The 20,668-nt window shown below is 38.1% G+C and carries 19 protein-coding genes; 3 read left to right on the top strand and 16 right to left on the bottom strand.

Going from position 1 to position 20,668, the window contains the following annotated elements; all coding sequences use genetic code 11:
* Positions 1 to 518 precede the first annotated feature (518 nt).
* The 9 genes from ACQKNC_RS05470 to ACQKNC_RS05430 all read right to left on the bottom strand — a co-directional run bounded on the left by ACQKNC_RS05470 (position 519) and on the right by ACQKNC_RS05430 (position 10,975).
* Positions 519 to 1,610, bottom strand: a complete 1,092-nt coding sequence (locus ACQKNC_RS05470) for a BMP family lipoprotein (protein ID WP_427423841.1) — start codon at positions 1,608 to 1,610, stop codon at positions 519 to 521.
* A 53-nt stretch (positions 1,611 to 1,663) separates the two neighbouring features.
* The gene (locus tag ACQKNC_RS05465) at positions 1,664 to 2,392 is read right to left on the bottom strand and encodes a GntR family transcriptional regulator (protein ID WP_427423840.1); all 729 of its coding nucleotides are present in this window, start codon (positions 2,390 to 2,392) and stop codon (positions 1,664 to 1,666) included.
* Between the two features lie 187 nt (positions 2,393 to 2,579).
* Complete coding sequence (locus ACQKNC_RS05460; RefSeq protein WP_427423839.1) at positions 2,580 to 4,868, bottom strand: DNA translocase FtsK; 2,289 nt, start codon at positions 4,866 to 4,868, stop codon at positions 2,580 to 2,582.
* A gap of 337 nt (positions 4,869 to 5,205) precedes the next feature.
* Entirely contained in the window at positions 5,206 to 6,873 is a 1,668-nt protein-coding gene (locus tag ACQKNC_RS05455) for a ribonuclease J (protein WP_427423838.1), read from the bottom strand.
* Positions 6,874 to 7,287: 414 nt separating this feature from the next.
* Positions 7,288 to 8,205: a 4-hydroxy-tetrahydrodipicolinate synthase gene (gene dapA / locus ACQKNC_RS05450; RefSeq protein WP_427423837.1), complete on the bottom strand. Its 918-nt coding sequence runs from the start codon at positions 8,203 to 8,205 to the stop codon at positions 7,288 to 7,290.
* Positions 8,206 to 8,218: 13 nt separating this feature from the next.
* The gene (locus ACQKNC_RS05445) at positions 8,219 to 9,256 is read right to left on the bottom strand and encodes an aspartate-semialdehyde dehydrogenase (RefSeq protein ID WP_427423836.1); all 1,038 of its coding nucleotides are present in this window, start codon (positions 9,254 to 9,256) and stop codon (positions 8,219 to 8,221) included.
* 82 nt (positions 9,257 to 9,338) lie between these two features.
* Positions 9,339 to 9,929: a dipicolinate synthase subunit B gene (locus ACQKNC_RS05440; protein WP_427423835.1), complete on the bottom strand. Its 591-nt coding sequence runs from the start codon at positions 9,927 to 9,929 to the stop codon at positions 9,339 to 9,341.
* Positions 9,923 to 10,702 carry an NAD(P)-dependent oxidoreductase gene (locus tag ACQKNC_RS05435; RefSeq protein ID WP_427423834.1) on the bottom strand — a complete coding sequence of 260 codons (780 nt, stop codon included), beginning with the start codon at positions 10,700 to 10,702 and terminating at the stop codon, positions 9,923 to 9,925. Before ACQKNC_RS05435 ends, ACQKNC_RS05440 begins: the two co-directional genes overlap by 7 nt.
* A gap of 9 nt (positions 10,703 to 10,711) precedes the next feature.
* The gene (locus ACQKNC_RS05430) at positions 10,712 to 10,975 is read right to left on the bottom strand and encodes a sporulation protein, YlmC/YmxH family (protein ID WP_053594254.1); all 264 of its coding nucleotides are present in this window, start codon (positions 10,973 to 10,975) and stop codon (positions 10,712 to 10,714) included.
* A gap of 143 nt (positions 10,976 to 11,118) precedes the next feature.
* On the opposite strand from ACQKNC_RS05430, the gene ACQKNC_RS05425 reads away from it, so the two are divergent.
* From ACQKNC_RS05425 to ACQKNC_RS05415, 3 genes are read left to right on the top strand one after another with little or no spacing between them, the layout of a single operon-like run.
* Complete coding sequence (locus tag ACQKNC_RS05425; RefSeq protein WP_427423833.1) at positions 11,119 to 11,496, top strand: GntR family transcriptional regulator; 378 nt, start codon at positions 11,119 to 11,121, stop codon at positions 11,494 to 11,496.
* Entirely contained in the window at positions 11,497 to 12,339 is an 843-nt protein-coding gene (locus ACQKNC_RS05420; RefSeq protein ID WP_427423832.1) for an ABC transporter ATP-binding protein, read from the top strand. It abuts the gene before it with no gap.
* A gap of 2 nt (positions 12,340 to 12,341) precedes the next feature.
* Complete coding sequence (locus ACQKNC_RS05415) at positions 12,342 to 12,968, top strand: ABC-2 transporter permease (RefSeq protein WP_427423831.1); 627 nt, start codon at positions 12,342 to 12,344, stop codon at positions 12,966 to 12,968.
* Positions 12,969 to 13,229: 261 nt separating this feature from the next.
* Here the strand turns inward: ACQKNC_RS05415 and ACQKNC_RS05410 are convergent, their stop codons facing one another.
* The 7 genes from ACQKNC_RS05410 to rbfA all read right to left on the bottom strand — a co-directional run bounded on the left by ACQKNC_RS05410 (position 13,230) and on the right by rbfA (position 20,667).
* Positions 13,230 to 13,415, bottom strand: coding sequence for a hypothetical protein (locus ACQKNC_RS05410; protein WP_427423936.1), 186 nt, complete (start codon positions 13,413 to 13,415; stop codon positions 13,230 to 13,232).
* 316 nt (positions 13,416 to 13,731) lie between these two features.
* Positions 13,732 to 14,955: a M16 family metallopeptidase gene (locus ACQKNC_RS05405; protein ID WP_427423830.1), complete on the bottom strand. Its 1,224-nt coding sequence runs from the start codon at positions 14,953 to 14,955 to the stop codon at positions 13,732 to 13,734.
* Between the two features lie 128 nt (positions 14,956 to 15,083).
* Entirely contained in the window at positions 15,084 to 17,198 is a 2,115-nt protein-coding gene (gene pnp, locus ACQKNC_RS05400; RefSeq protein WP_427423829.1) for a polyribonucleotide nucleotidyltransferase, read from the bottom strand.
* Between the two features lie 296 nt (positions 17,199 to 17,494).
* The gene (gene rpsO, locus ACQKNC_RS05395; protein WP_053483257.1) at positions 17,495 to 17,764 is read right to left on the bottom strand and encodes a 30S ribosomal protein S15; all 270 of its coding nucleotides are present in this window, start codon (positions 17,762 to 17,764) and stop codon (positions 17,495 to 17,497) included.
* 464 nt (positions 17,765 to 18,228) lie between these two features.
* Complete coding sequence (gene ribF, locus ACQKNC_RS05390; protein WP_427423828.1) at positions 18,229 to 19,182, bottom strand: riboflavin biosynthesis protein RibF; 954 nt, start codon at positions 19,180 to 19,182, stop codon at positions 18,229 to 18,231.
* 13 nt (positions 19,183 to 19,195) lie between these two features.
* On the bottom strand, positions 19,196 to 20,107 hold the full coding sequence (gene truB, locus ACQKNC_RS05385) for a tRNA pseudouridine(55) synthase TruB (RefSeq protein ID WP_427423827.1): 912 nt from the start codon (positions 20,105 to 20,107) through the stop codon (positions 19,196 to 19,198).
* Between the two features lie 218 nt (positions 20,108 to 20,325).
* Positions 20,326 to 20,667: a 30S ribosome-binding factor RbfA gene (gene rbfA / locus ACQKNC_RS05380; protein WP_100543905.1), complete on the bottom strand. Its 342-nt coding sequence runs from the start codon at positions 20,665 to 20,667 to the stop codon at positions 20,326 to 20,328.
* Position 20,668: the final 1 nt, after the last annotated feature.

The following is a 20,668-nucleotide window of genomic DNA, read 5'->3' as shown; positions in this document are numbered from 1 at the left end:
CTTTTATCAATTTCGCCTTAGCGTAATTGTGGCTGTCGCCTTTCTATCGCCACAGAAAACATTTTGTAGCTGTAGCTACAGATAAACAATACGTTCCAATTTTTGAAACAGTTATTTAGATTTGTTTGAGACAAACTTAATAATACTAGCCATAGTCACTGTTAGTTCAACGTTTTTTCACATCGACAGCACTAACTTCAGCCAGAGGTTCCATCTTCGTTCAGCGGCATTAGCACCCTATTAACAAAAAATTCACGCATATTTTGTCCCACTAATAGAGGTAGATATTCTTCTGAATGAAGATAAATTAATACAGGAAAGGTCATCGTTAGAAACCTTTCTTCTATTAACTTGTTACCATCATTACTATTCTTACGATAAACTCATAGAAAAATTACTACCTCTATGGTAACTAAATTTAATCAAATAGAGTATTGCAAATAGTCAAAATATAACGATAGATTGAAAAATCATCATAAGGGCTTTTTTATAGTCCCTTATGATGATCAAAAGATGAATTATTTTTTCACTTTTTCTGGAACTTTAATTTCACCTTTAGCAATTTTTTCTTTATATTCGTCAATTACAGTTTGTACGTCTGCTGGAATCGCACCGCGAGAATCTGCAAGTTTCACTCCGTCTTCAGCTAAACCATAAGTAAGTGTTTTGCCTCCTGGGAATTCACCTTTTTTCGCTTTATTTGAAATATCTACAACTGCTGTGTTAACACCTTTTAACATAGAAGTTAAAGTTACATTTGTTTTATCGTCTACTTTACCTTCTTCGTATTGGTCAGCGTCTACACCAATTACCCATACATTTGCATTAGGGTCTTTTTTCTTACGTTCTTTTGCCTCAGAGAATACACCGTTACCAGTTGCACCAGCAGCGTGGAAGATTACATCTACACCAGAAGAGTACATGCTGTTTGCAGTAATTTTACCAAGGTCAGCTTTATCGAATGCACCAGTATATTTTGATTGGATTTCGATTTTTGGATTTACAGCTTTTGCACCTTCAACGAATCCAGCCTCAAAGCGGTTGATAACTGGAATATCTACGCCACCCACGAAACCGATTTTACCTGTTTTAGACATTTTCGCAGCAGCTACACCAGCTAAGAAAGCACCTTCTTGCTCTTTGAAAAGAACATTAACAACGTTGTCTGCTTTTACTTCAGCATCGATTAATGCAAAATGTTTTTCCGGGTTGTCTGCAGCTACAGCTTCAACTGCGTCAGCCATCATGAAACCGATTCCATAAACTAAATCAAAGTTACGACGTAATAAAGCGTTTAAATTTGATTCATAGTCTGCGTCTGATTTCGATTGTAAATAATCGATGCCACCATCACCTTTTTCTAGGCCATTTTCTTTACCGAAAGCTTTAACACCTTCCCAAGCAGATTGGTTGAATGATTTATCATCAACGCCACCTACGTCAGTAACCATTGCTACTGAGAATGCATCTCCTTTGTTGCTTTCGCCTGATGATGCATTTTCATTTTCTTTTTCTTTTGCAGGTTTTTCTTCTTTCGCACCACATGCACCTAGAATTGCACTTGCAGCTAATACTGATGATAATACTAAACCAAATTTACGTTTTTTCATTTTGTTAACCCCCCAAAGGTATTGTAATTAGCAGGAAAATATTTAGAAATGTTCTACACCCGTTTACGAACTACATGGAAGCTGAATTTATCAGCTCGGAAATAATTTTTTGAATACAGCACTACTTGATCTTGATCATCGTAATGCAACTGCTTTAATACTAAAAGAGCTGTTTCACGCCCGCAATTTAAAATCGGTGAAGCTTGCTCATGATACCCGATTGGATCAATATATGTAACAGCATAGGCAACATGAATTTTACCGGATTGTTCAAGTGCAGAGAAAAGTGAAACTTCTTTTTTTTCTACAAAGTCAGTTGGCAGGAAGCTTGCTGGTAATCTGTCTATGCAATAAACTACTGGCTCGCCATCCGCTGTTCTGACACGTTCAATTGTGAGTATTTTATCTTCGCCATCACATTGGAAGCGTTTTAAATCTTCCTCAGAAGGTATGTTTTCCGTCGCCTTTAAAAAGCGGGAACCGGGTTCCATACCTGCTGCCTCGATCATAGAAGAAATGCTCGATAAATGCTCGATACCTGATGTAAACAACGGCTTAGGGTTTACAAATGTACCAACCCCATGTCGACGCACAATAACATTTTCCTCTTCCAACAGTCGTAGCGCTTCTCTAAGTGTTGCTCGACTGACTCCTAGTGATTTCGATAATTCAAACTCTGAAGGCAATTTCTCATTTTCTTTAAAAACGCCTGTTTCAATGTCAGACTTTAAACGATCAATTACTTGAAGATAGAGATGACGATGATCTGCTTTAATAGTCACATATATCACCACCAAAATCAGAGATCAGACATCTGATGTACAACATTCCTACTAATCGTTCATAAATATAACATTTTTATAGACTGAAATCAATTACACCTTAGCGTAATTGCGTCCGAATTTTGAAATGAATTTGGGCCTACCCGATGTATACAACATTATTCAACTTTTTGTCGTTATTTCGGCTCTAATTATCGTATTGATGAATGAGCACTTGTCGAGGTTTACTACCCTCTGAAGGCCCGACAATACCGCGTTGTTCCATTTGATCGACTATACGAGCAGCTCTCGAATAGCCGATACGGAAGCGGCGCTGCAACATCGAAACAGAGGCCGTCTGCATATTTACAACTAACTGCACTGCCTCATCAAATAATTCATCCGTTTCTTCTAAAATTGTATCTTCCTCAGTCGGAATCATTTCCTCCTGATACTGTGCCTTTTGCTGTTCTATAACAAAGTTTACAACTGACTCAACTTCTTGATCTGATAAAAAAGCACCTTGCACACGTTTTGGTTTAGATGCACCGGCAGGTAAAAACAGCATATCTCCTCGACCGAGTAAACGTTCTGCTCCACCCATATCTAATATCGTTCTAGAATCGATTGCTGACGACACTGCAAAGGCAATGCGCGAAGGAATATTCGCTTTAATAACACCTGTCAACACATCTACACTTGGTCGTTGAGTTGCGATTATTAAATGAATCCCTGCTGCACGTGCCATTTGTGCTAAACGTGTAATAGAATCCTCTACATCACTTGAGGCTACCATCATTAAGTCCGCTAACTCGTCTACAATTACCACAATATAAGGTAATTTAGGATGTTTTTCATCCGTCTGCTCATTGACTTTTTGTACATGACCATTGTAGCCTTCGATATTACGAGTACCTGTATGAGAAAATAGATCATAGCGGCGTTCCATTTCTGCCACAACTTTCTTCAGTGCTTGAGACGCTTTACGTGCATCCGTAACAACTGGTGCTAGTAGATGAGGAATCCCGTTGTAAACATTTAATTCCACCATTTTCGGGTCGATCATCATCAACTTTACCTCATGTGGTTTTGTACGCATTAGGATAGATACGACAATACCATTTATACACACACTTTTCCCACTACCTGTTGAACCTGCAACAAGTAAATGCGGCATTTTATTGAGCTCAGCAAGTACTGCCTGCCCAGTAATATCACGACCAAATGCGACTTGCAATAATGCTTCTGGTTTTGCACCGTCTTTAGCCTCTAACACTTCCCGTAGTGTAACAATAGCTACTTCACTATTCGGTACCTCAATGCCAATCGCTGACTTTCCAGGAATAGGTGCTTCCATACGAATATCCTTCGCAGCAAGTGCTAAGGCAAGATCATCCTGTAAGTTTACAATTTTACTTACTTTCACACCTATATCTGGTAGTATTTCATATTTCGTTACAGCTGGGCCTAAATGAACCTGCGTTACTTTTGCCTTTACACCAAAGCTTTGCAAAGTTTGCTCTAGCTTTTTCGCATTTGCCTGTATTACAGAATATTCGCCACTTTGGTCATGCTGTGGAGGTAATTGTAATAGATTGAAAGAAGGAAGTTGATAATCTGCATTTTCTACAGCATCTGTGCCTTCAATATAGACATCATCAACAATCTCGCCATGTTCAATATCTTCATTTTCAACAGCTGCAAATGCTTCTCGTTCATGAGACACATTTTGAGTAAAGGCAGAGATGATTGGTTCATGAGAAACCTCTTCTTCCTCTTGTACCTCAGGCTCCTGATCGACAGCTGCAATTTCATCTTTGCTTTCTACTTTTGAACGACGATTTTTAGCTTTCTTTGGCATACTCTTTTTCTTATCACGATGTTTCTTTTGCCATTTGCCAAAAAGGTCGGGCATTTTTTCCGCTAAATATGGAACAAGCGCCTTTCCTGTTACTAAAATTAATCCGATAAAGAAAATAACCCATGCAACAACCTTTGCACCCGTTGCCTCAAATAATACATGAAGAGCACTAAATAACAGTGCACCTATCATACCGCCGCCAAGTGCATTACTTCTATTGATGATACCATCAGTACTAATTAAAATTCTCCAAGATTCTCGCAAAACAGAGTCTGATAATAAACCACCGGATTTTGACAATTGCTCAAAAAGAATGCCATGACTAAAAATTGTTAAACTCATAACAATTAGGAGCATACCTAATATTAGACGATCATAAATGCTTACTTTTTTCCGACCAATCATCAGTAACAACGCAACAAATATAAGCATAAATGGCACAGCAAAATGTAAATTTCCTAAAAGAAACATTGCTATTGTTTCTAGAATACGGCCTATCATACCATATTCAAAAATCATAATAACCGCAAACGCAATTAAGATAAGCCCTAATATTTCATACATAAGCGGATGCATTTCTTTCTTTTCTGTAGTCGTTTTTCCTTTAGTGACTTTTCTTTTTTTACTAGTCGCCATCTATTTCACCTTCTTTTGTAATCCATTCTTTATATGTAGCGAATAATAACATGTAGAACTTGATTATTTCAAAAAAAGACTCCTCACCAAAACGTGGGGTTGATTTCCGTTCCGACTGGGCGCTTTCCTGGGGGCGTCCAGCCTCCACTCCAATCAACTTATTATACATGGCATATGTTTTACCAAATGACATCCACAACTTTTGGTGATGAGCCTACACACGGCGTATATCACAATAAGTGTCATCTCTAACTTTCTGGATTGAGCTAAAAAAGGATTTTCCACCGTTTACATTCGGTTAGAAAATCCTTTTTCATTCAACGATGTTCTTTCGTTTTTAATATTCCATAATGATTGGGATAATCATTGGGCGGCGCTTCGTTTTTTGGAATAAATAAGTATTCAGTGTATCTCGAATTTCTTGTTTAATATTTGTCCATTCAAATGTATCTTTACCAACGTATTTTTCAATAACATTTTTTGCAATATCAGAAGCTTCCACCATTAATTCTTCTGATTCGCGTACATATACGAAACCACGCGATAAAATTTCTGGACCAGATGCAATTTTCTTTTGAGCACGGTTTAATGTTACGACAACAATGAAAATACCATCTTGCGATAATAGCTTACGATCGCGAAGTACTATGTTACCTACATCGCCAACACCAATGCCGTCTATTAATACATTACCAGCTTGTACACGGCCACTCATTCGCATTTTACCATTTTTATATTCTACAATATCCCCTTTATCGGCGATAAAAATTTGTGATTTTTGCATACCTAGCTGTTGAGCAAGTTTAGAGTGAGCAATAAGCATGCGGTACTCACCTTGCACTGGGATAAAGTACTTTGGTTGCATTAAGTTTAGCATTAACTTTAAGTCCTCTTGGCTACCGTGACCCGACACATGTACATTTTTGCTAGATGTTAGAATCTCAGCTCCCGCTTTTGCGATAGAGTTCATCGTATTAGCCATCTGCACTTCCATACCAGGAGACGGTGTAAAAGTAATTAATACTGTGTCGTTTTTCTTAATTTTAATGTCTCGGTGATGTTTGCGGACGATTTTTTCTAACGCATCAAGTGGCTCCCCTTTATTACCTGTAGTAATAATAATAATCTCATCATCTTGATACTTTTGCATTTCTGAAATAGGGATGATTGAATCTTCATCTACTGTTAAGTAACCTAGCTGTACACCTAAATCCACAGCTTTTTCTAAAGGTTTTCCTACAATGACTACTTTACGGAATGACTTTTGAGCTTGTGAAAATACTTGTTGAATACGAATAAAATTCGATGCATATACAGCAACTAAAATACGACCTGGTGCTGAATGGAATGTTTTTGATAATTGCTCTTCAATCACAATCTCAGATGTCGTATAACCTGGTCGCTCAGCTTCACACGACTCAGATAACAGCATAAATACGCCTTCTTCCCCTAGCTGAGCCATCTTTGCTAAATCAGGTTTAAATTTTCCTGTCGCTGATTGATCGAATTTAAACTCACCCGTATGAACAATTGCTCCTTCAGATGTATGGAACACTACCCCTAACGAATCGGGAATACTATGTGTTGTATGGAAGAATGTCACATACGTTGAGTTGAAATTCATACGACTACGGTTCGTAACCTCAAAGAATTTCACCTGATGTGGTGCAGGCAATTCCTTTAAATGTTCCTTTGCAAGTGCAATTGTTAATTTTGATCCGTACACTGGTGCTTTCACTTTTTGTAATACATAGGCTATCGAGCCAATTGCATCTTCATGACCATGTGTTAAGAAAATCCCTTTTACACGATCTTTATTTTCTTCTAAATACGCAATATCTGGAATTACAATATCAATGCCCAGCATTTCATCTTCTGGGAACATTAATCCACTATCCACCACAAATAGCTCATCGTCAATTTCTACTACGTACATTGCTTTTCCAATTTCGCCCACGCCACCAAGTGGGATGATGCGAATTAATTCATTTTTCTTTTTCGTCAATTTGTTTCCTCCTAAAAAATATCCCGAACAGCAACCACTTAAGATTTATTATACGGTTTGCAAAGCTTTTGCACAAATTAAAAATACATCTTTCATGATGGAAACAGAAATTTATTTCTAATTTTATTACTAATAGATGGAAAGAAGGTTGAGTATGTGGCATTGTAAAAGGTCTAATTTTTGTCTTTTATTAAGCGACGTAGCTTTTTGGGATTGGATATATCGCCTTTTGTAATCCATTCTCTGTAAGGTTGTTCTAGCGCCTGAGCGGATTTCCGCCTTACCTGATCAGCTTTTTTCCTACCCGAGGGGGCCTCCTTCCAGGGCAACGGTCTTATTCTTCTATATTTCTTACAAAAGAAAAAAGACCGTAAACAAACTAAAATTTCTCACGTTTGTTTACGGTCTGAGGATTTAACTAAAGGTACTTATTTTTCTAAAGCTTCTCGCTTTTTCTTGATACGTATCCCAAATTCGGTCAAAGTTTGCTTTTTCTTCATCTGTCATTTCCATCATTGGCAGACGAACATTAAGTGTATCAAAGCCTAATTTGGTCATCGCGTATTTTACAGGCGATGGATTTGGCTGAGCGAACAGCGCACGTACAAGTGGTAATAATGCTCGGTGAATTTTGGCCGCTAGCTCGTGATTTCCTTCTTCAAACGCTTTAATCATTAATTGCATATCATTACCAACAACATGGGCAGCCACAGAAATAACACCTGCTCCGCCGATTGCTAGTAGTGGAAGTGTTAAACCATCATCCCCACTATATACTAAGAAATTATCTTCTGAATCAACATTCTCAATAACATCGCCCATTTGATCTAAATTGCCGCTCGCTTCTTTAATCCATGCAATATTAGGAATTTTACTTAAAGCGACGGAAGTTTCATAGGCAACATTGACACCTGTACGTCCTGGCACATTATAAAGCATGACAGGTAAACTTGTTTCTTTAGCAATTGTTTCAAAGTGCGCAAAAATACCGCGTTGATTTGGCTTATTATAATACGGTGCTACAAGCATGATACCATCTGCACCATTTTCTTCAGCCTTGTGCGTCATTGCAATAGAGTAAGCAGTTTCGTTATCCCCAGTACCTGCAATTACGGGTACACGACCTGCTACTTTTTCTACTGTAAAGCGTACAACTTCAATTTTTTCTTCTGTGGACATAGTTGGGTTTTCAGAGGTTGTGCCACATGCGACAATACAATCTGTACCATTATCAATCAAATGATTAATAATACGTTCTAGTTCTGGATAATTAATCGTGCCATCTTCTTTGAACGGCGTAATCATTGCCGTTCCAATTCGACCTAAATTCATCCTTACACCCCTCTTATAGTAAGTTATCCTCCAGCATTGCTTCTGCAATTTGAATAGAGTTTAATGCAGCGCCTTTTAAAAGATTGTCAGAAACGATCCATAGGTGGAATCCTTTTTTATTGTCTAAATCTTGACGGATACGTCCTACATAAGTAGCATCTTCCCCTTCTGCATAGATAGGCATTGGGTAAGTTTGTGTTGCGATATCATCTTGTAATACTACACCTGGTGCACTGCGTAATACTTCAAAAATCTCTTGTACCGTTGCATCTTTTTTTACTTCAATATAAACAGATTCAGAGTGTCCTGAAACGACTGGCACGCGAACACAAGTTGCCGCTACGTTTAGCTCTGGTGCATGCATGATTTTTTTCGTTTCATTAATCATTTTCATTTCTTCGTATGTAAAGCCATTGTCTGTAAATTTATCAATTTGTGGAATGACATTACGTGCGATTGGGTAATGACGTTTGTCGCTACCAGAAGGTAATATATTTGCTTCTACATCCTTACCTGCATCCCAGTTTACACTTTGTGCCTTTAATTCCTGAATAGCAGAAATACCTGCACCTGAAACGGCTTGGTATGTTGATACAATAATTTTAGTTAAGCCAAATGCGTTACGAATAGGTTCAAGTGCAGCCATCATTTGAATCGTAGAGCAGTTTGGATTCGCAATGATCCCTTTATGCTTAGCAAGATCGCCACGATTTACTTCAGGAACAACTAGCGGTACGTCTGGATCCATGCGGAAATGGCTCGTATTATCGATAACTACTGCACCGCGTTTTGCCGCTTCTGGCGCCAGCACCGCTGATACCGAACCACCCGCTGAGAATAAAGCGACATTGACGCCTTCAAAAGCTTCAGGTGTCGCTTCTTCAATTGTATATGTTTTACCATTAAATTCGATTGGTTTTCCTGCTGAACGTGCAGAAGCTAAAAACTTAATATCTCCGATTGGAAAATTCCGCTTAATTAGTTGCTCCATCATTTTTGTGCCAACTGCTCCTGTTGCTCCAACAACCGCAACTGTTAACTGCTTTGTCATCTGTCATCTCTCCTTGAATACAAGTTCCATAATGTGTGCTATTGTATCATAAAAATACTGAAAATTGTGTGTAATTCATGAATTATTTAAAATATTGTACTAACAGCGGTTGTAATTGCTTTTTCTCAGTAATTGCTTCATGAACAGTTGCGACCATTTGATCGAAATCAGCAATCAAAGAATTTGGCTTTGAATGTGGTGAGTCCTGCCCAAATGGAATAAAATAAATGTTTTTAGCATTAAGCAACCTCATAATATTCATACCATTTAAGCCAAGAGCATCATTTGTTGATATGCCTAAGACAACAGGTGAACCGTTACGTAATGTTGCCTTAGCAGCCATTAATACCGGACTATCGGTTGCTGCATTAGCAAATTTACTTATACTATTACCTGTCATCGGTGCTATTACCATCGCATCCAGTGGATTGGATGGTCCGAATGGTTCTGCCTCTTTAATAGAAGAAATAACCTTTTCTCCTGTTAATTCCTCTATTTTTGCAATCCACTCCTCCCCCGTACCAAAACGCGTAGCCGCATGTAAAACGGAGTGCGTAATTATTGGAATAACTGTTGCTCCTGCATCTATAAAGTTTTGAATTTTAGGTACTACATCCTCATACGTACAGTGGGAGGCTGTAATACCTAAACCAATTCGTTTCCCCGTTAGCAATTTTCTTCCTCCTCTATTGCCTTGCACAATATTGTAGCTGCATCATGTGCAAAGTATTTCCCAGGTAATGATGGTAATAGCACATATGTTTGTAATTGTTCAGCGTCTATATCTAAACAGCCAGGTTCTGAAGCCAAATCATAAAGTACTGCTGGGACATGCTCTTGGAATGATTCTGTAATCCATTTAGCTGGAATCGTATTGATAAAAATCCCATCATTAATTGACCATTGGCGATCATCTAAATTCGTTGCTTTATAACCATATGCCTTTGCTTCACTCACTTGTACAACCGAACGCGCTACTATATGGACATTAGCGCCCATCTTGACGAGTAAAGATGCGAGCATTTTGGCTGTGCGTCCAAAACCTGCGATAGTAAAGTTTTGTCCGTAAATACATTTTTGCTCGAGTCCGTAAAACGTGGCGATAAATCCCTCCGCTGTTAATCTCGCGTTTTGCCAAATGAAAGATTCTTGTTGTAAATAGCAATTCGTTTCATTTCTCTCAAGCAATTGCTTCCAATGCATAGTCAAACGCCCTGTATAAAACTTAACTTGAGATATCCCATAAAGCTGTTCCACTTCAATTTTTAGTGGAAGAATAGGAAGAATAATTCTATTTGGTTGGAATTCCAATACAAGCTTATTTAACTCTTCATTCCAAACAGATGTTCTTTTATAAAATACTGTTCTCGATGGGCTTCTTAGCATAGTAGCTAATTCCTTTAACCTTAGATCCTCACCGATAACAAGCCATTTTTCATTTTCCAAAAGCTCACCTCACTGTAAAAATTCTGACTGTACCGTAGTTGTTTTGTTAAATAAAATCCGATCTTCACCAATTAGTATAATTTCATGCCAAGGTATCATTTCACTAACTTTCACTTTCTTTTTTTGGAATGGCAATTTATCTTTAACAATCTCAAAACCATGAATCTTTCCTGTTTGCACATCTAATAGACATTCCGTATGTGCCAATATACCAAAATGTACGCCACCCTCAACTTGAATTAACTCTTTATCCACCATCTCTGATAGTAGCATGCCTCATCTCCCTCCTTGAACCGTTACCCCAATATATGCCGAGTTTTTGCAATTCGTGACCCTTACCCAAAGTATGAAAATATTGCATTTAACAACCCAACCGTATATAGTGTATATATACAGTTGTGCGAGGTGAGAAATTTATGCATATCCATTTAAGCAACGCCAGTGATAAACCCATTTATGAGCAAATAACCGTACAGCTTAAGGAAGCGATACTAGCCAATAAGTTACAGGCAGGCGACGCACTACCATCTATTCGTGCACTTGCAAAGGATTTAAAAATTAGCGTTATGACAACAAAACGTGCTTATGCTGATTTAGAGAGGGATGGATTTATTGAAACGGTAGCTGGGAAAGGAAGCTTTGTTACAGAACGAAATCAAGATTTTCTACGCGAGGAATTATTGCGTCAAGTTGAAGAACATATGCAAAAAGCAGTGAAAACGGCCAAAACTGCGAGAATGACAAAAGAGGATTTACAGGAGTTACTTTCATTAATTTTGGAGGAGGACAACTAAATGAATGCTATTGAAGTTCATGATTTACAGAAAAGCTTTGAAGGGTTTTCTCTTAATGATGTAAGTTTTTCAGTACCTCAAGGCACTGTCATGGGTTTTGTAGGAGAAAACGGTGCTGGGAAGTCTACTACAATTAAATGCATACTTAATTTACTCAAAAAAGAATATGGCGAAATTTTGCTATTTGGTAAGGATGTTGTCGAACATGAATTATCGATAAAAAACGACATCGGTGTGGTTTTTGACGATTTACATGTGCCTGAAACACTTAATGCGACGCAACTCGACAAAATTATGAAAAAAGTTTTTAAAACATGGGACTCAGGCTATTATTTTGAGCGATTAGCACAATTTAAAGTTCCGGAGAGGAAGAAGGTTAAAGAGTTATCCCGAGGAATGAGGATGAAGCTGTCCATTGCATTAGCCATGTCGCATCATCCAAAGCTGTTAATTTTAGACGAACCAACGAGTGGACTAGATCCGATTATACGTGATGAAATTCTTGATTTATTTTTAACGTTTATGCATGATGAAACACATAGCATTCTATTTTCTTCTCATATAACAAGTGATTTAGAAAAGATAGCTGACTATATAACATTCATTCATAATGGGGAAATTTTATTTAGTGAAGGTAAAGACGTGCTGCTCTATGAGTACGGAATATTTAAAGGCAATAAAGAGGAAGTAAGTGCAATACCAGAACATGCCATTATAAGAAAACGTAATGGAGCCTTTGGTATAGAAGCCTTAGTTCTAAAAAATGAAGTAAATGAGGTATTTCCCGTTGAGAAGCCTTCTATAGAGGATATTATGCTATTTTATGTGAAAGGTAGTGTTTGATTATGGCAGGTCTCATCTTAAAAGATTTAATGTCGATTCAACGTCAAATAAAAGCACAGGCATTCCTGTTGATTTTCTTCCTATTTATATCAATTTTTATGCAACAAAGTTTAATACTCTTTACACTTATTATATTTATCGTGACCTTTCAAGCTATAACTGCTCTTACTTATGATGAACAAAGCGACTGGGATAAATATGCAAATACTTTGCCCATTTCAAAAGGGGACATAATACTTAGTAAATATGTACTTAGTGTCCTTCTTATGCTTTTTGGGCTTATCCTCGCACTACCGATTGTATTTATCATTCATCGTTTTACGAATACCTGGGCATCAGCAGAGTTTTTTCTAACATTTAATCTCCTTGTGACATTAGCCTTTTGTATGCTAGCACTATTATTACCGATCTACATTAAATTTGGTTCTATAAAGGGCAGAATGTTTCTTATTGCTATTTGCTTCATACCTAGTATCTTATTTAATCTTCTAAAAGAGTATTTACCAGATATCACATTAACATTATCTAACTTAAAACAGTATATGTTTTTTGCTCCTTTTGCCGGACTTTTAATCTTATGGCTGTCCTCTCTCATTTCAATCGCAATATATCAACGTAAAGAATTCTAGTAGGGACGGAGACAATGCAGGATTTACTTTTACAAAGAATAATGGTGCAAAAATGGTCCGTTCTTTGTATATAGCAAGAGAGGTCATTTGAATAGGGAAAGTATTATGTCAATGAGATTAAGGTGTCCTAATCAATTATACCTCGGCATAATTGCGTCTGGAATCAGCTTTGTGCTCGCACAAAGCACTCCTTTCCGATTCCGTGACATCCGCCGGAGGCTTTAACTTCTTTCAGCGGATGTTCGGACACTAGCTGAGCATTTATCTCACACCTATAGAGGTGGGGGATAAATGATGAAAGAAGTTAAATTTCGATAAAACGAGCGGGGAAATTCTCTTGTTTTTTCCAAGTTCATTGATTTGGCGAAGCATATTATCTTTTGGCACAACAATATCGTAAATCGCCATATATGGACTTAAATTAAGGGTTTCTTGAATTGAAATCATCGGGGGCACCACCTGCACATTAATTCTTTTATTATAAAGGAAAGCGTGACTAAAATAATAGTATGATACATTGCGTTGTTTGGAGAAGCATCGCTCGACTCCTGCGGGAAAGCGAGACAGACGAGACCCCGCACGAAGCGAAGGAGGAGGCTCGGCGCTCGCCCGCGGAAAGCGAGCGTAATGCTTCGGAAAACAACAGTAGAGTCACAGTGCCAAATGAAAAAAGCGAGGTATTCAACGATTTAATCGTTGAATACCTCGCAATGTGAGAAGATATGGACTTTTTCAGTGCCCTCCCTATTTAGGGCAACCTTTTTTAAGCTTCTGGGCCGATAATTGAAATGGCTGGCTCAGCTTTCATGATTTTTGCTATTAAGCGATCGATGGATTCCATTGATACTGCATCGATTGACGCTAATACTTCATCAACTGAACGATGTTTACGATGCACTAACTCACTTGTACCGTTGCGATTCATACGAGCGCCTGTCCCTTCTAGACCGAGTACAAAACTACCCTTAAGCTGTTCCTTCGCATTTATAAGTTCTTCCTCTGTCACGCCACCTGCTACGATATCAAGTAATGTCGCATCAATTGTATGTTGAAGCTGTGATAATTGCTGACGACTTGTACTACCATAAATCGTAAATGCTCCAACATCAGCATAACAAGATTGGTAAGAAAATATTGAATATGCTAAACCACGTTCTTCGCGTACTTCTTGGAACAAACGAGAGCTCATATTACCACCAATAATATTATTAAGTGCAATAAAGCTATACATATCCGGATCCTTTACACCAATTGCTGGATAAGACATGGCTAAATGCGCTTGCTCTGTATCGCGAGTTTTTGAAATCTCTCCTGGATAAAAATGAGGTTTCGAAAGCACAGGCTCAACTGCAAGTGGAGATGGCTGATATTGGCCAAATAAGTCTTCAATTGTTTGCATGAGCTTTGCAGAAATATTTCCCGCTATTGAAATAACAACTGATTCTGGACCATAATGTTTAGCCATATAGTTACGTATCATATCTGCTGTAAATGTTTTTAAAGTAGCCGCAGTTCCTAGTATTGGGCGACCAAGTGCATCGTTTGGATACATGACTCCCCATAGCTTTTCATGAACATCGTCATCAGGTGCGTCTTCACTCATTAATATTTCCTCTAGTACAACTTGTCTTTCTTTCTCTAATTCTTCTTTTGCAAACGTAGAATTAAAGAACATATCTGCTAATATTGTGACTGCAAGCTCAGCATGATGGTCTAAAACCTTTGCATAATAACAAGTGTTTTCCTTAGATGTAAAGGCATTTAACTCTCCACCAATTCGGTCAAATTCTTCAGCAATTTGGCGAGCTGTTCGAGTTTTTGTCCCTTTAAAAAGCATATGTTCTATAAAATGAGTAATGCCATTTTCCTCAGGTAACTCATAACGAGATCCTGCATTAACAAAAATGCCTAGCGCAACCGATCTTACATGATCGATTTGCTCAGACACAATACGCACACCATTCTGACATGTATGTACTTGTACCAAAAAATCTCCCCCAATTTTTTCTCTGGTTCTACAACAAAGATGGATATTCCACAAATACTATAGAACTAGATTCCTTATATTTGATTTAAAAAAGGCTGCGCATTATACGCAGCCTTTTCTACAATTTATTATTTATCTTGCTCAGCGCGTTCTTTTTCCTCTTGGATCACTACTTTACGAGATAAATTCACACGACCTTGCTTGTCAATTTCAATAACTTTTACAAGTAATTGATCGCCAAGTTTTAATACATCTTCAACTTGTTTTGTACGTTCCTCTTGAATTTCAGAGATGTGAAGTAAGCCATCTTTACCTGGGAATATTTCACAGAACGCACCGAATTTTTCAATACGTTTAACTGTTGATAAGTAATACTCGCCAACTTTTGCTTCACGTACGATGTCTTCGATAATTTGTTTTGCACGAGCATTCATTTCTTCATCTGCAGAAGAGATGTAAATTGTACCATCTTGCTCAGTATCAATTTTTACGCCAGTTTCTTCAATAATTTTGTTAATTTGTTTACCGCCTGGTCCGATAACATCGCGAATTTTATCAGGATTAATTTTCACGATTACAATTTTCGGTGCAAATGCAGATAATTTTTCACGTGGTTCTGCAAGAGTAGCAAGCATTGATTCTAAAATGTGCATACGGCCAATTTTAGCTTGTGTTAATGCTTCTTCTAAAATATTGCGTGATAAACCATCAATTTTAATGTCCATTTGTAGTGCTGTTACACCTTTAGCTGTACCTGCAACTTTAAAGTCCATATCTCCAAGGTGGTCTTCCATACCTTGAATATCAGTTAAAATAGAGTAATGTTCGCCTTTTTTAATAAGACCCATTGCAATACCTGCTACAGGTGCCTTTAATGGAACACCAGCATCCATCATCGCTAACGTTGAAGCACAGATAGAAGCTTGAGATGTAGAACCGTTTGATTCAAGTACTTCCGATACACAACGGATTGTATATGGGAATACAGATTCATCCGGAATAACCGCGTCAAGAGCACGCTCTCCTAGTGCACCATGACCGATTTCACGACGACCTGGTCCACGAATTGGGCCTGTTTCCCCTACAGAGAATTGCGGGAAGTTATAGTGATGCATAAAACGTTTTGATTCTTCTACACCTAAACCGTCGATAATTTGTACATCACCAAGTGCACCTAATGTACAAATAGAAAGGGCTTGTGTTTGTCCACGCGTAAATAATGCTGAACCGTGAGTACGTTGTAATAAGCCTGTTTCAGAAGAAAGTGGACGGATTTCGTCTAATTTACGACCATCTGGACGAACTTTATCTTCTGTAATCTGACGACGTACTTCGTCTTTAACCATTTTATCTAGAATTGTATAAACTTGCTTCATTGTTACTTCATCCGCTTCTTGCTCTTCATAAGAAGCAATAACACGGTCTTTTACCGCTTGAATAGCCTCATCACGTGCATGTTTTTCTGCAGTTTGAATGGCATCATGCATGTCTGACTCACAAGCTGCTTTTATATCTGCTTGAATCGCTTCATCAATTTCAAATAATGTTACTGGTAATTTTTCTTTCCCTACTTCTGCAACAATTTGCTCTTGGAAAGCAATAATTTTTTTGATTTCTTCATGACCGAACATAATGGCTTCTAGCATTACTTCTTCAGGCACTTCTAGAGCACCTGCTTCAACCATGTTGATAGCATCTTTGTTACCTGCTACAGATAAATGGATTGTTGATTGTTTGGATTGTTCGACTGTTGGGTTCACGATAAATTCACCGTCAATATAGCCAACTTGTACACCTGCAATCGGTCCGTCGAATGGAATATCCGAAATAGCTAACGCTAATGAAGAACCAACCATTGCAGCCATTTCAGACGTGCAATCCGGATCGTTAGACATAACCATCGAAATCACTTGTACTTCATTACGGAACCCGTCTGGGAACATCGGACGAATTGGACGGTCAATTAAGCGGCTTGCTAGTATTGCTTTTTCAGATGGACGTCCTTCACGTTTAATAAAGCCACCAGGAATTTTACCTGCTGCATATAAACGTTCTTCATAGTTTACTGTTAATGGGAAGAAATCAAGTGGTTTCGGTGATTTTGACATTGTTGCTGTTGAGAGCACAGAAGTATCACCATAGCGTACTAATACGGCTCCATTTGCTTGTTTTGCTAACTGTCCAACTTCAATTACAAGTTGACGGCCAGCCCATTCATAGGAATAGACTTTCTTTTCGTTCATTCAATGAACCCCTCTCTATTATAAAAACACTTACTTCGTCTGTATGTACTAATAGTAAGTGTACCAAAAATGCTTGTTCTATGCTAAATATTTCATGAAATAATAATACATTTAAATTCAGTTATTGCCAATTTATTTAGGATTTATTTCTGTATTTTATTGAAACAGTGTTTTTTAACTTGAATTAATAATAGAACTATTAAATGCTTGTTTTCTCAACAGTAAAGCTTACTGTCTTCTTTAATGTTTATAAACATAAAGAAAAAGCGGGATTAATCCCGCTTTTCGATTGACAATTAGCGACGTAAGCCTAAACGAGTGATTAGTTCACGGTAACGTTGTACGTCAGTTTCACGAAGATATTTTAATAAGTGACGACGACGACCTACCATTTTAAGAAGACCACGCTCAGAGTGGAAATCTTTTTTGTGTGTACGTAAGTGAGCATTTAGAGCGTTAATTTCCTCTGTTAATACTGCAACTTGTACTTCTGGAGAACCAGTGTCACTTTCGTGAGTACGGTACTCAGCAATAATTTCGTTTTTACGTTCTTTTGAAATAGCCATTTGTATGGACCTCCTAAATAATTGTTAATCCCCATTAGCACAGTAAACGTTGGAGTCATCGATATACCGAGCTAAGGTTAAGCATATTATGCACTTATGAATGTTACCATAAATCAAAAGCTCAAGCAAGCGTTAACGTAAGTGCCTATTCATAGGTTAAAGCAGATTTAGGCTCATCACTAAAACTTGGGGTTGATTCCGTTCCGACTGGGGAGCGACCGATGGGGCAACAGGATGTTTGTCACGAAGGCGTTATCACAGGACGTGATGCTCTTAGCCTTCGTTCCTCTATAGCGCTCCAGGGTCTTATCTGTGACGCTGATTCCCAAGGAATCGCCCAGCCTCCACTCCAATCAACCTATGTCTGTGGAAAAGCGTAACGTCAGCAACAACATAATGTTGCTCACTCAGTCGTTGCCACAAAACTTTACTTTATCTGAATTTAACATTGCTTCATTTGAGATTTACTGTTGAAACATTTTAAAATATTCAATTGCTTCTTGTTTATCCTTTTCGATTTGTGCTTTCAATGCTTCAATACCATCGAATTTTCGTTCACTTCTTATACGTTTATACCAAGCGACATGCACTTCTTCACCGTAGATATTTTTTTCGAAGTTTAGTATATGGACTTCGATGGATAATTGCTTGTCATTTGGATCTTTAAATGTTGGTTTATAACCTACATTACAAACTCCATCATACCAGTTATTTTGAACAAGTAATCGAACCGCATACACACCGCTCGCGGGGATATAAGTACCCTCTAACGCTTGGACATTTGCAGTTGGGAAACCTATTGTACGTCCTCGTTTATCACCATGTACAACGATACCAGTAATTTCAAATGGTCGTCCTAGAAGGAGTCTTGCTTCTTCCATATCTCCCTCTTGCAAAAGCTTACGGATACGTGTAGAGCTAATTTTTTCGATATCGTCGGTTTTCTTTTCAACAACCGTTACACCGTAATCTCCATTACTCAATGCACGCATATCTTCCATTGTACCTTTACCAAATGCACCAAAAGAATAATCAAAGCCAGCTGTAACATGCTGAATGTTCAACTCACGAATAAATGTATCAATAAATGCATCCGGTGAAAGCTTTGCAAAATCAGATGTGAAATGTACAACAAATGCTGTATCAACACCCTGTTCTTCAAAAAGCTGCAATTTTTGCTGTAATAACGTTATATAAAATACCTTTTCGTTACGTCCGCCAAGCACTAATGAAGGATGTGGATCGAATGTCATAACAGCTGTTGGAATTTGACGCTTGTCTCCTTCTTCCTTCGCTGCCTTAATAACCGCCTGATGCCCTCTATGTACACCATCAAAAAAGCCAAGTGCTAATGAATACGGCTGCATGCTTTCTCGTTGCTGTAGTTGGTGTGGGTATTTTAAATGAATGACCTCCATACAAAAAATCCTCCTACTCTATCGTCGGAAACATCTTATGTGGCTTCATAAACCCTTCCTTTGTAGGATGGGCATGATAGACCGCAATTGCTTTCCCACTGATTCCAAAAACAATTTTATCATGTATCTTTAATAATGCATCTGCGGGAAGCACTTGTCCATTGAAAATTTCTTTTTCATTAGCAGAAGTTATCTCAATATATGGATAATCTGTTAGTGCATACTCAACTGGTAAAATGCATGTATCAATTTGTTCAGCTTCCATCAGCTCAGCAACTTGTGCCAACGTAAAGCAATTTTCTTGTGTAAATGTACCTGAAGCTGTGCGTACGAGCTCTTTCATATGCGCAGGATAGCCAAGTGCCGCTCCGATTTGCACAGCTAGTGTTCGAATATACGTCCCTTTACTACATGCTATACGTACAGGGAATGTAATTTCTTGTCCTTCATATATTTCTACATCATCTAGTAGCTCTAATGCATAAATAGTAACTTGACGTGTAGGTCTTTCGACAAATTCGCCTTTTCGAGCATATTCATAGAGACGTTTACCATTTACTTTGACAGCTGAAAACATCGGTGGCGTTTGCTGAATAACACCTGTTAACGAGGCTAAAACTTCTTGCAATTGAGTACGTGTGAACTTTTTATTTGTACTATCTTGCTCAACCGTTTCTCCTTCTGCGTCCTCAGTTGTCGTTGTACGGCCAATCGAAATAACAGCTTCATAGGTTTTTCCTGCATCGGTTAAATATTCTGCGATGCGTGTTGCTTGACCAATACAAATGGGAAGAACCCCCTCAACACCTGGATCAAGTGTCCCTGTATGCCCAACTTTTTTGGTACGTAAAATTTTTCGTAATTTAAAGACGCAATCATGACTTGTCATGCCACGTTCCTTCCAAAGCGGTAAAATACCGTTCATAAATTTCCTCCTAAAATCAATTCATTTTTAGCATCATAACCAATTTTGCCTCGGCATAATTGCGTCCGGAATCAGCTTTGTGCTTAGGCTTGCATGACCGTTGCACTTACGTTACAAAAGACATTTTGATAGATTTACATAATCTTCTGTTGCGTTTCCTATGAATGTAAAAAGTCTGCCTGCATGAACATGCATATGGCAGACTTTTTTAGTTAAGCTTATTCTTCGTGTAAACCACGTAGCAATGAATCAATACGGTTCCCATATTCAATCGATGAATCAAATTCAAAGATTAATTCTGGTGTACGACGTAAACGGATTCGTGAACCGATTTCTGAGCGAATGAAACCAGAAGCCTTTAATAAAGCTTTTAGTGTTTCCTCTTTTTCACGTTCATTGCCTAGAGTTGTAATATAAATTGTCGCTTGCTGTAAATCACCTGTTACCTCAACACCAGTAACAGTAACAAAACCAACACGCGGATCTTTTATTTTACGTCCAATAATATCACCAAGTTCTTTTTTCATTTGCTCAGCGACACGGTTTGAGCGTAGAGACATA

The sequence above is a fragment of the Lysinibacillus sp. NPDC094177 genome (genome assembly GCF_050279145.1).
In the GTDB taxonomy this organism is placed as follows: Bacteria; Bacillota; Bacilli; order Bacillales_A; family Planococcaceae; genus Lysinibacillus.
The sequence above is the reverse complement of the archived record's forward strand: the minus strand, read 5'-3'. Positions and strand labels throughout refer to the sequence as shown.

Coding starts and splice junctions, on each gene's coding strand:
- ACQKNC_RS05470 (WP_427423841.1), bottom strand. CDS start 1,610: ATGAAAAAACGTAAATTTGGTTTAGTATTATCATCAGTATTAGCTGCA.
- ACQKNC_RS05460 (WP_427423839.1), bottom strand. CDS start 4,868: ATGGCGACTAGTAAAAAAAGAAAAGTCACTAAAGGAAAAACGACTACA.
- dapA (WP_427423837.1), bottom strand. CDS start 8,205: ATGAATTTAGGTCGAATTGGAACGGCAATGATTACGCCGTTCAAAGAA.
- ACQKNC_RS05445 (WP_427423836.1), bottom strand. CDS start 9,256: ATGACAAAGCAGTTAACAGTTGCGGTTGTTGGAGCAACAGGAGCAGTT.
- ACQKNC_RS05430 (WP_053594254.1), bottom strand. CDS start 10,975: ATGCTACTATCAGAGATGGTGGATAAAGAGTTAATTCAAGTTGAGGGT.
- ACQKNC_RS05425 (WP_427423833.1), top strand. CDS start 11,119: ATGCATATCCATTTAAGCAACGCCAGTGATAAACCCATTTATGAGCAA.
- ACQKNC_RS05420 (WP_427423832.1), top strand. CDS start 11,497: ATGAATGCTATTGAAGTTCATGATTTACAGAAAAGCTTTGAAGGGTTT.
- ACQKNC_RS05415 (WP_427423831.1), top strand. CDS start 12,342: ATGGCAGGTCTCATCTTAAAAGATTTAATGTCGATTCAACGTCAAATA.
- ACQKNC_RS05410 (WP_427423936.1), bottom strand. CDS start 13,415: ATGATTTCAATTCAAGAAACCCTTAATTTAAGTCCATATATGGCGATT.
- pnp (WP_427423829.1), bottom strand. CDS start 17,198: ATGAACGAAAAGAAAGTCTATTCCTATGAATGGGCTGGCCGTCAACTT.
- rpsO (WP_053483257.1), bottom strand. CDS start 17,764: ATGGCTATTTCAAAAGAACGTAAAAACGAAATTATTGCTGAGTACCGT.
- ribF (WP_427423828.1), bottom strand. CDS start 19,182: ATGGAGGTCATTCATTTAAAATACCCACACCAACTACAGCAACGAGAA.
- truB (WP_427423827.1), bottom strand. CDS start 20,107: ATGAACGGTATTTTACCGCTTTGGAAGGAACGTGGCATGACAAGTCAT.
- rbfA (WP_100543905.1), bottom strand. CDS start 20,667: ATGTCTCTACGCTCAAACCGTGTCGCTGAGCAAATGAAAAAAGAACTT.